The sequence below is a fragment of the Mycobacterium sp. E136 genome (genome assembly GCF_001666865.1).
Taxonomy (GTDB): Bacteria; Actinomycetota; Actinomycetes; order Mycobacteriales; family Mycobacteriaceae; genus Mycobacterium.
This window is the reverse complement of the sequence record NZ_LZJE01000090.1, coordinates 1-8,439: the sequence shown is the minus strand read 5'-3', so window position 1 is coordinate 8,439 and position 8,439 is coordinate 1. Positions and strand designations below refer to the sequence as shown.

Genomic DNA, 8,439 nt, shown 5'->3' with positions numbered 1-8,439 from the left:
CCGGCTGACTTTCGCCGCGGAGATGCAAACTCGGACACGCCGTCGCCGTGTTGGGGAAAGTTTCGAGCGTGACCGCTGCCATCAGTCGACTGGCCTGCTCGACAAGCACCGGCGTTGCGGGCGAATCGTCTGAGAGCACGCTGTCCTTCACGTAGCGGACCGTGTTTTTCCACAGCTGCGCGGCGGCGTCGTCCACCGGCGAGAAGCTGCTGAAGCGAATCGGCAGCGGCGCACACGAACCGGGGAGTCCTGCCGCCACGCCGGCAGCGACGCGGGCATCGATGAGCACCGCCGTGAAATGAGCATTCTCAAAGAGCGCCGTGTGCGGCAGATGCGGTTGAGCCAGCATCGCCACCTCGCCCGCCGCAACTTCGGTTCTGATGCCATCGCACGCGCTGGCGATCCGGCCCGCGGTTGGCCAGATAACGGCCACTCTGTTCAGAGGATCCGGACGTATTTCTGCCTGGCCGACGACAGTTATCTCGTCAAGGGTCAGCGGACCGACTGTGGCGCGGGCATGGGAGAGTATCGGCCCTTCACAGTGTGGCGGAGCCTTGTGCGACAGCCTCATCTTGACGCCGTAGATGTCCTCGAGGAACTCGGCGGCATCGGCTGGCTTGCTGATCTCGACCTGTGAGCGCTTGAGTCGGCACGTCTCGTCGATTGAAGTACTGATGTTGCTCACCTCATGAAGGGAGGCGCAGAGCGAAGCTGTTGTCTCAGCTCCAGTGGTTTGGAGCATACCCAGCGGAAGGGTCTCGAAACGAAAGAGAATCCGCTGCCCGCGCGTCGCCTCCGCCCCTTACCCCGCGGATAGAAATCCCTTCCCTCATTGGGCAGAAAGCTCACTCGCGGGCGATTTCGCGGCCTGTCGGTGCTCGCGAGCATTGACGCGTCCCTATAACTGATGACTCGAGGAACCGATGACCACGACAGCCACCGGTACGAACAAGTCCGCCCGCGACGAGACCCTGCGGCTGCGCCTCGGCGACCTGCCGGTCACGCGCAGCGACGCCAGGACCACGCGATTGCGCCCGATCGCCCCGCAAGCCAAGCCCCTGCCGAAGGCCACCAGCGCCTTCGACGGCAAGACGGTGCGGCTGCGCCCGATCGACCTCCCTGTCGTCGCCAAGGTGACCAACACAGTGAGGCAGCGCTACGTCAACTTGAGCGCGGTCAAGAAGGCGCCGACCAAGTGGGATATCGCGCGGCTCTCGCTGGTGATGCTGCTGGCGTCCATGCCGATCCTGGGCATCTCGGTCGACGTGTTCGGGCTGGTCCCCCAGAACGTCACGTCGATCATCGTCATCGCACTGTGCGCAGTGCTGGGTGCGCTGATCGCCTTTGCCCCGCACCGGATGGACATCTTTGTCGGACGCGGCCTGATCGCAGGCATGGTGGCGTGCATCGTTTACGACGCCGCTCGGCTGTTCGCGGTGCACGTGCTGGGCCTGATGGGCGACTTCATCCCGGTGATGGGATCGTTCGTCACCGGTGAGCCCGACACGGCAGGCAGCGCAGCGGTCGGTTATGTCTGGCGCTACATCGGCGACGGCGGCGGGCTGGGCGTCGCGTTCTTCGTCGTCGCGTTCGCGCTGGGCATCGACCGGTGGAAGAACGTCTACGCGGTGCTGGCGTCGGTCGCCTTCGCGGTGTTCCCGACGTGGGCCGGGCTGATGGCAACGGTCGCGCTGGCCCCGCGCGGCGAGGAGATGATGTTTCCGCTGAACGTCGCGACCGTGACGATCACCCTGGTCGGGCACTTGATCTTCGGGCTGGTGCTGGGTCTGGCGTTCCTCAAGGCGCCGCGTGGACGCGACCGCAACGAATGGCCCTGGCCGCCACTGTTCGAGACGGCACCGGCCAGGCGGGTCGTTCGCGCCTACAAGATGTTCACCAACCGGCCGTAGCGTTCGTCGACCAGAGACCTCCTGTCTGAGCCAGAATTGCCTGGATAGGAGGTCCCATGTCGTCGCACCTGGAAATCTCGAGACCGTCGGGGCGGGAGCTGGTTCCGCTCAGCGGTGACCGGGTGACCCTCGGTAAGGCCACGACCAACGCGGTGTCGCTGCAGCACGACGAGACCGTCTCACGGTTGCACGCCGTGCTGGAGAACCTCGGGTTCGCTTGGTCGATAAGGGATCTCGGGAGCCGCAACGGGACCTTTCTCAACGGTGAGCGGATCACCGCCGAACGTGTGCTGCGGTCCGGCGACGAGGTGCGCCTCGGCAAGTCACGGCTGATCTTCTGGGAGGTCAGGGACAGCGCGGACGGCAAGCTCGACGAGGAGACGGTCACGGCTCAGGGCGTCGAGCCCCCGCCGAGGCTGACCCACCGCGAACTCGACGTGCTCATCGTCCTGTGCCGGCCGCTGGTGTCCGACGACCCGTTCCCCGAACCCGCCTCGGTCCGCCGAATGGCAGGTGAACTGTTCGTCACCGAGGCCGCGGTCAAACAGCATCTGCAGAACCTCTACGACAAGTTCGCCATCCCCGCCGAAGGCGACCGGCGGGTCAGGCTGGCCAACGAGGCATTGCGGCGCGGCGCCGTGACGCTCGCGCAACTGCGCGCTACGTGAAGTCGAGAGCCTCGACAGTGGCGACCGGGCCCTCGTGGGTCGGGCGGTCGGCGCCTCCGATGCAATACACCGTCTCCCCGACCGCGGCCACCACTTGACCGTGCACCGGAGTTCCGATCGGCGCCACCGTCGTCCACCTGCCGTTGCCGATGTCGTACATCTCGACCGTCGCCAGCACGCGGGTCGGCTCTTCGCCGCCCACCGCGACGATCCGGCCGTCGATGAAGGCGGCGCCGTAGCTTCCGCGCGGAGTCGGCATGTCCGGCAGCTTCGTCCATTCACCGCTGGCCGGGTCGAAACGCTCGAATGCCGCGGTGTTCTCGTCGGCGCTCAACGACCGACCGCCCACGGCGTAGACGTAGGTGCCGTCCGACAAGGCGGCCAGATGTTCGCGCGGCGTGGGCATGTCGGCGGCCTGCGTCCAGGATTCACCGTCGAACACTTCGGTCGGCACGACGAGCTGTTTGTCGCTCTGGCCGCCGACGACGACGAGCTTGTCTCCGACCACTGCCGCTGCGGCCCCGGCCCGGCCGTGTTGCAACGCAGCGAGTTCGGTCCACTTGCCGTCACGCAGCGCGAACACCTTGTCGGACGGCTCTCCGATGTTGTCGGTGGCGCCGCCGAGGACGACGAAGTCCCCGTTGTAGGTCGCACCCGTCGCGTGGTGCAGCCCAACCGGCAGCGGCGGTTGGGTCTGCCACTTGCCGGTTCGCGGGTCGAAACTCTCGACGGTGTCGAGGGTTTCACCTTCGCGGATACCGCCCGCGATCCAGATCTGGTCGCCGAGCACGCTCCACGCCGTCATCAGACGCGGTGTCGGCGCGTCCGGTAGAGCGCGCCATTCGGCGGCGGGTTGAGGTTGGCGCGCAGGCAGTTTCAGCGTTTCAGCCGACGCGGTGATCTTGCCATCGCCGATATCGGTCGATCCGCCGATCGCGTATACACGATTACCCACCGCCTCGACCGCCATGCCGTGGCGTGCGGTGCCCATGTCCGGGAGGCCGGACCAGGTCGTCGTCGCGAGGTCGAACGCGAGGACGGTCTTGAGGACCTGCCCTGCCGACGTCCCCCCGACCACCACCAGCCGTTCGTCGGTGGCGGCAACACCGAAATCGCTTCGCGCCTCGGGAAGTTCGGGCATGGCGGCCCAGGAATCGGCGGCCGGGTCGTATGCCTCGACAGTGGCCACATCGGCGGTGCCGGCCGTGCCGCCCATCGCGTACACCCGCTTACCGTCGGACGCCGCGCTCAACATCTGACGCGGAGTCCGAATGGGGGCGCCGAGCTTCCAAGCGGTGCCGTCGAACACCTCCGTGGTGTTGAGCAGCTTTCCCGAAGAGTCCACGCCGCCGGTGACGATGATCCGGTCCCCGACCACAGCGGCGGCGCCGGCCGCTCGAGGCTGTAACAGCGGCGGCAGTTCGGTCCAGCGGCTGTTGACGACCCGCCACACGCGGTCGGTCGCGACCTTTGCGTCGTTGCCCTCGGTACGCCAGCCGCCGAGCACGACCGGGTTCTCCCGCCACGTCACCGCCATCGCACGCTGCACGGGAACCGGAAGATCCTCGCCGCTCTTCCAGCTGTCGATGGCGGGGTCGTAGCCCTCGTGCTTACCGCTGACGCGGTCGTCGGCGCCGAGGCCGCCGAAGACCCAGATCGTGCCGTCGGCCTGGGTCGCGGCCACGGCGTCGCGGGCGACCCTCGCGTCGGCGACCGGCCGCCAGGCCGGCTGCGCCTCGGCGACCTGCTGCGCGGGCGCGGCGGTTTGGCCGCCGCCGTCGTCGCGCGTCGAAGTGACGACGAAGACACCACTGATCACCAGCAGCAGCACCGCGACGATCGCGCCGGACACGATCAGCGCCCGCTTCCGACCGTTCCTCCTCGGCGGCGTGTCCGCCGCTTGGTCGGGCCGCACGCCGGGCGGCAGCTGCCAGGGCAGGCTCGACTGGCTGATCGACGCGGTGTGCGCGAACATCCCGGGTTCGGGCGCGGGCGCGTCGGGATCTCCCGATGTAGCTGGCGTGCGCGGCGCCGACCGAAGGGGTTCGGCCGGTGCGGAGACCGACGGCTCGACCAGTTCCGAAACGGCCGCGCCCTGCGTGCCTTCCGGCTGCTCCTGCGCCGCACTCGGCTCGCTGAGCGCCATTGCGTCCGCGGTCAACCCGTTGTGGCGCTGCGCCAGCTGCAGTTCGTGACCGAAATCCGCCGCCGACGCGTAGCGGTCGGAGGGTTTGCGGGCCATCGCCTTCTCGATCGCGGCGCACACGTCGGCGGGGATGCCCTGGGGACGCAGATCCGGCACGGGCGTGGAGGTGATCCGCAAATAGTGCGCGATCAGATCCTCGTCGTTCTTGCGCTCGTGCGGGGGTTTGCCCGCGATCAGCGCATAGATCGACGCGCCGAGCGAGTAGACATCGGCCTCGACGGTCGGCGGGTTTCCCTCCAACACCTCCGGCGCGGTGTAGGACAGCGTGCCGGTGAAGAAACCGGTCACCGTCTTGTATCCGCCGGCGATCCGGGCGGTTCCGAAGTCGCTGAGTTGTGGTTCGCCGTAATCGTTGAAGAGAACGTTGGCCGGTTTGATATCGCGGTGCAGGGTGCCCGTTCGATGCGCGGTTTCCAGTGCGCCGCAGAGCTTCACGCCGATGCGCAACGCTTCGGGCCACGCGATTCGGCCCTCCCGCCGCAGCCGCTCCGCCAGCGAGCCCTCGCGGTGGTAGGGCATCACGATGAACGGCCGATTGCTCTCGGTCACACCGACCTGCAGGATGTTGACGATGTTGGGGTGGCCGGAGAGAGCGCCCATGGCGTAACCCTCGCGGAAGAACCGTTCGCGGTCGTCTTCGTCGAGGTCGGATGCGAGCACCTTGATCGCGACGCTTCGCGCCAGCGACTGCTGGTAGCAGCGGTAGACGACGCCACCGCCGCCGCGGCCGATCTCGACCGCCTCGGTGAACCCGGCGGCCGTCAGCTCAGTCGCTATTCCCCCGGCCATATGCCACCGCCCTCAGGTGAAATGCCGAACGTTCGCTTCAAAGTACCGAGCAAGCGCATTTGCGACGCCGGATTTCGACAGTTCCATCTTCGATGCCGTACCGCGACGTATGGGCGGCAAAGGGTCAGCGCATTGCCCAGAGGCACGCCGGTGCCGGCGCCGCGATACGCGACCCCGCGCACCTGCGAGTTTGCGTTTTCTCCGGCTCGGGTAACACGGTGCCGCACCTTCATGAATTCAAGGAGCCGCGGCTGATGAGTGCCACCGACACCGAACGCTCGGATGACGCGCGAGCCAAGACACCGGGACAACTGACCGGAGCTGTCGTCATCGTCGCACTGGTGTCGGCAGTCTCCGGGATGCTCTACGGCTACGACACCGGCATCATCTCCGGGGCGCTGCTGCAGATCACGAAGGACTTCGGCATCGCCGAGGGGTGGAAGCAGCTGATCGCCGCCAGCATCCTGCTCGGGGCGGTCATCGGAGCCCTGGTCTGCAGCTACCTGTCCGACAAACGCGGCCGCAAGGGCACGCTGCTGATGCTCGGCGTCCTGTTCGTCGTCGGCGCGCTCTGGTGCGCGGTCTCCCCCAACCCGGAGTTGTTGTCGCTCGGAAGGCTGGTCCTGGGCTTCGCCGTCGGCGGGGCGACGCAGACCGCGCCCATGTACGTCGCGGAACTGGCGCCGCCGAAGTACCGGGGCCGGCTCGTGCTCTGCTTCCAGATCGCGATCGGGGTCGGGATCGTGATCGCGACCATCGTCGGTGCGACGGAGTCGATTCCGTGGAGATGGTCGATCGGTATCGCCGCGGTCCCCGCCGCGATCATGTTCGGTCTGCTGCTGCGGCTGCCGGAGAGCCCCCGGTGGTTGGTCAAGAACCACAATCGCGATACGGCGCGTGACGTGTTGGACCGGGTCCGACCGTCGGGCTACGACATCGAGGGCGAACTCGACGAGATGGCCGAATTGGTACGCAAAGAGGAGACCGCCAAGACACGGGGATGGCCGGGACTGCGCGCGCGGTGGGTGCGCCCGGCACTCATACTCGGTTGTGGCATAGCGATTTTCACTCAACTCAGCGGTATCGAGATGATCATCTACTACTCGCCGACGATCCTGACCGACAACGGATTCTCGGAATCGGTCGCGCTGCAGGTGTCGGTGGGGCTCGGCGTGAGTTATCTGGTGGCTCAGCTCGTCGGGCTGTCCATCATCGACAGGGTCGGCCGCAGGCGGCTCACGCTGATCATGATTCCCGGTGCGGCGCTGAGCCTTTTCGTCCTGGGCACGTTGTTCGTCACCGGCAACAGCGGGCGGGATTCCGTGCCGTTCATCATCGTTTGCCTCATCGTGTTCATGCTCTTCAACGCGGGCGGGTTGCAGTTGATGGGATGGCTGACCGGATCCGAGACCTATCCGCTGGCGGTGCGGCCGGCCGGCACCGCCGCGCAGTCCGCGGCGCTGTGGGGCACCAACCTGATCATCACGCTCACCCTGTTGTCTTTGATCAACGCGATCGAGGTGGGGCCGACCATGTGGCTCTACGGGTTGTTCAACGTGGCCGCATGGATTTTCGTCTACTTCCGGATGCCCGACCTGACGGGGAGAAGCCTCGAGGAGATCGAACGCAAGCTGAGCAACGGCCAGTTCCGCCCCGCCGATTTCGCCCGCTGACCGACGGGGTCATACTCGAGCGGTGTCATCGGCAGCCGTCACCGTCGACGAGATCGTGGTCGCCGATCCGGCCGATGCCTGGAGTCGCGCCGGATTCACGGTTGACGCGGATGACACCTGCCGAGTGGGCGGTGTGCGCGTCCGGTTGGTCGGCTCGGACGGGGGCAGCGGAATGGCCGGGTGGTCGTTGAGCGGATTGCCCTCGGACGCCGCACTTTCCGAAGTCGACGGAATCCCGACGACGGCATCGAACGCGCCGCCCACCTCGGGCGCCGAACATGCCAACGGTGTCACCGCCATCGACCACGTCGTCGTGCTCTCCCCCGATTTGGACCGGACCGTCCAGGCGTTCACGGGCATCGGCGTCGCGCCGCGACGAGAACGCGACGGTGAATTGGGCGGCAATCCGATCCGCCAGGTCTTCTTCCGGTTCGGCGAGGTGATCGTCGAGGTCGTCGGCTCTCCGGGCACCACGCGCGAAGCACCGTCGACGCTCTGGGGGATCACCTACGTCGTCGCCGACATCGACGTGACCGCGGCGTTCTTCGGCGACCGGACCGCACCCGTCAAGGACGCCGTGCAGCCCGGACGACTGATCACCACACTGCGGCATCAGGCGTTCGGCATGTCGGTCCGCACGGCGATGATCTCGGCCCCCGCGCGTCGCTGAGCCGTCGACTCGACGCCGTTGCCTATTCTCTGGCCATGGCAGACGACGTCGTGGTGATCCATACGGACGGCGGGTGTCGGCCCAACCCCGGGCCCGGCGGCTGGGGCGCGGTGCTGCGTCAACGCACGCATGTGCGCGAGATGTACGGCGGCGAGGCGCAGACCAGTAACAACCGCATGGAGTTGACCGCCCCGATCATGGCGCTGGAGGCGTTGACCCGTCCGGTGGTGGTGCACCTGAGCACCGACAGCACGTACGTCCGCAACGGCATCACGAAGTGGGTGCTCGGCTGGGAGCGCAACGGCTGGATGACCGCGGCCAAGCAGCCCGTGAAAAACGTCGACCTGTGGCAACGGCTGCGGCTGGCGTGTAGGCCGCATCGGGTCGAGTGGTTCTGGGTGAAGGGCCATTCGGGCGTCGCCGACAACGAGCTTGCCGACGTGCTCGCGACGCGCGGGATACAGGAAGCCCTGCTAGCGGCGCACTGACCGCTGGTGGTTGCACGCGGCGGGTCCTGCCTCAG

Annotated in this window: 7 protein-coding genes; 5 read left to right on the top strand and 2 right to left on the bottom strand. The window is 67.1% G+C overall.

Features of this window, described 5'->3' with window-relative positions:
- A partial coding sequence (locus A5698_RS06650) for an AraC-like ligand-binding domain-containing protein (RefSeq protein WP_502688881.1) occupies nt 1–685 on the bottom strand: 685 nt, incomplete at its 3' end.
- A 238-nt stretch (nt 686–923) separates the two neighbouring features.
- Between A5698_RS06650 and A5698_RS06645 the strand changes: the two genes are divergently transcribed.
- Together A5698_RS06645 and A5698_RS06640 are read left to right on the top strand one after the other, a co-directional pair.
- Nucleotides 924–1,910, top strand: a complete 987-nt coding sequence (locus A5698_RS06645; protein WP_068294704.1) for a hypothetical protein — start codon at nt 924–926, stop codon at nt 1,908–1,910.
- 56 nt (nt 1,911–1,966) lie between these two features.
- A complete protein-coding gene (locus tag A5698_RS06640) occupies nt 1,967–2,578 on the top strand; it encodes an FHA domain-containing protein (protein WP_067081832.1) in 612 nt (203 codons plus the stop codon).
- Here the strand turns inward: A5698_RS06640 and A5698_RS06635 are convergent.
- Entirely contained in the window at nt 2,571–5,573 is a 3,003-nt protein-coding gene (locus A5698_RS06635) for a serine/threonine-protein kinase (RefSeq protein WP_068294701.1), read from the bottom strand. The two genes, A5698_RS06640 and A5698_RS06635, sit on opposite strands and share 8 nt — an antisense overlap.
- Nucleotides 5,574–5,824: 251 nt before the next feature.
- Here A5698_RS06635 and A5698_RS06630 point away from each other — a divergent pair, with 251 nt between their 5' ends.
- Genes A5698_RS06630 through rnhA form a run of 3 tightly spaced genes read left to right on the top strand, consistent with a single transcriptional unit; the run spans nt 5,825 to nt 8,404 of the window.
- Nucleotides 5,825–7,246, top strand: coding sequence for a sugar porter family MFS transporter (locus tag A5698_RS06630; RefSeq protein WP_286144359.1), 1,422 nt, complete (start codon nt 5,825–5,827; stop codon nt 7,244–7,246).
- A gap of 22 nt (nt 7,247–7,268) precedes the next feature.
- Nucleotides 7,269–7,916, top strand: a complete 648-nt coding sequence (locus tag A5698_RS06625) for a VOC family protein (protein ID WP_068294698.1) — start codon at nt 7,269–7,271, stop codon at nt 7,914–7,916.
- Between the two features lie 35 nt (nt 7,917–7,951).
- Nucleotides 7,952–8,404, top strand: a complete 453-nt coding sequence (gene rnhA, locus A5698_RS06620; protein WP_068294695.1) for a ribonuclease HI — start codon at nt 7,952–7,954, stop codon at nt 8,402–8,404.
- Nucleotides 8,405–8,439: the final 35 nt, after the last annotated feature.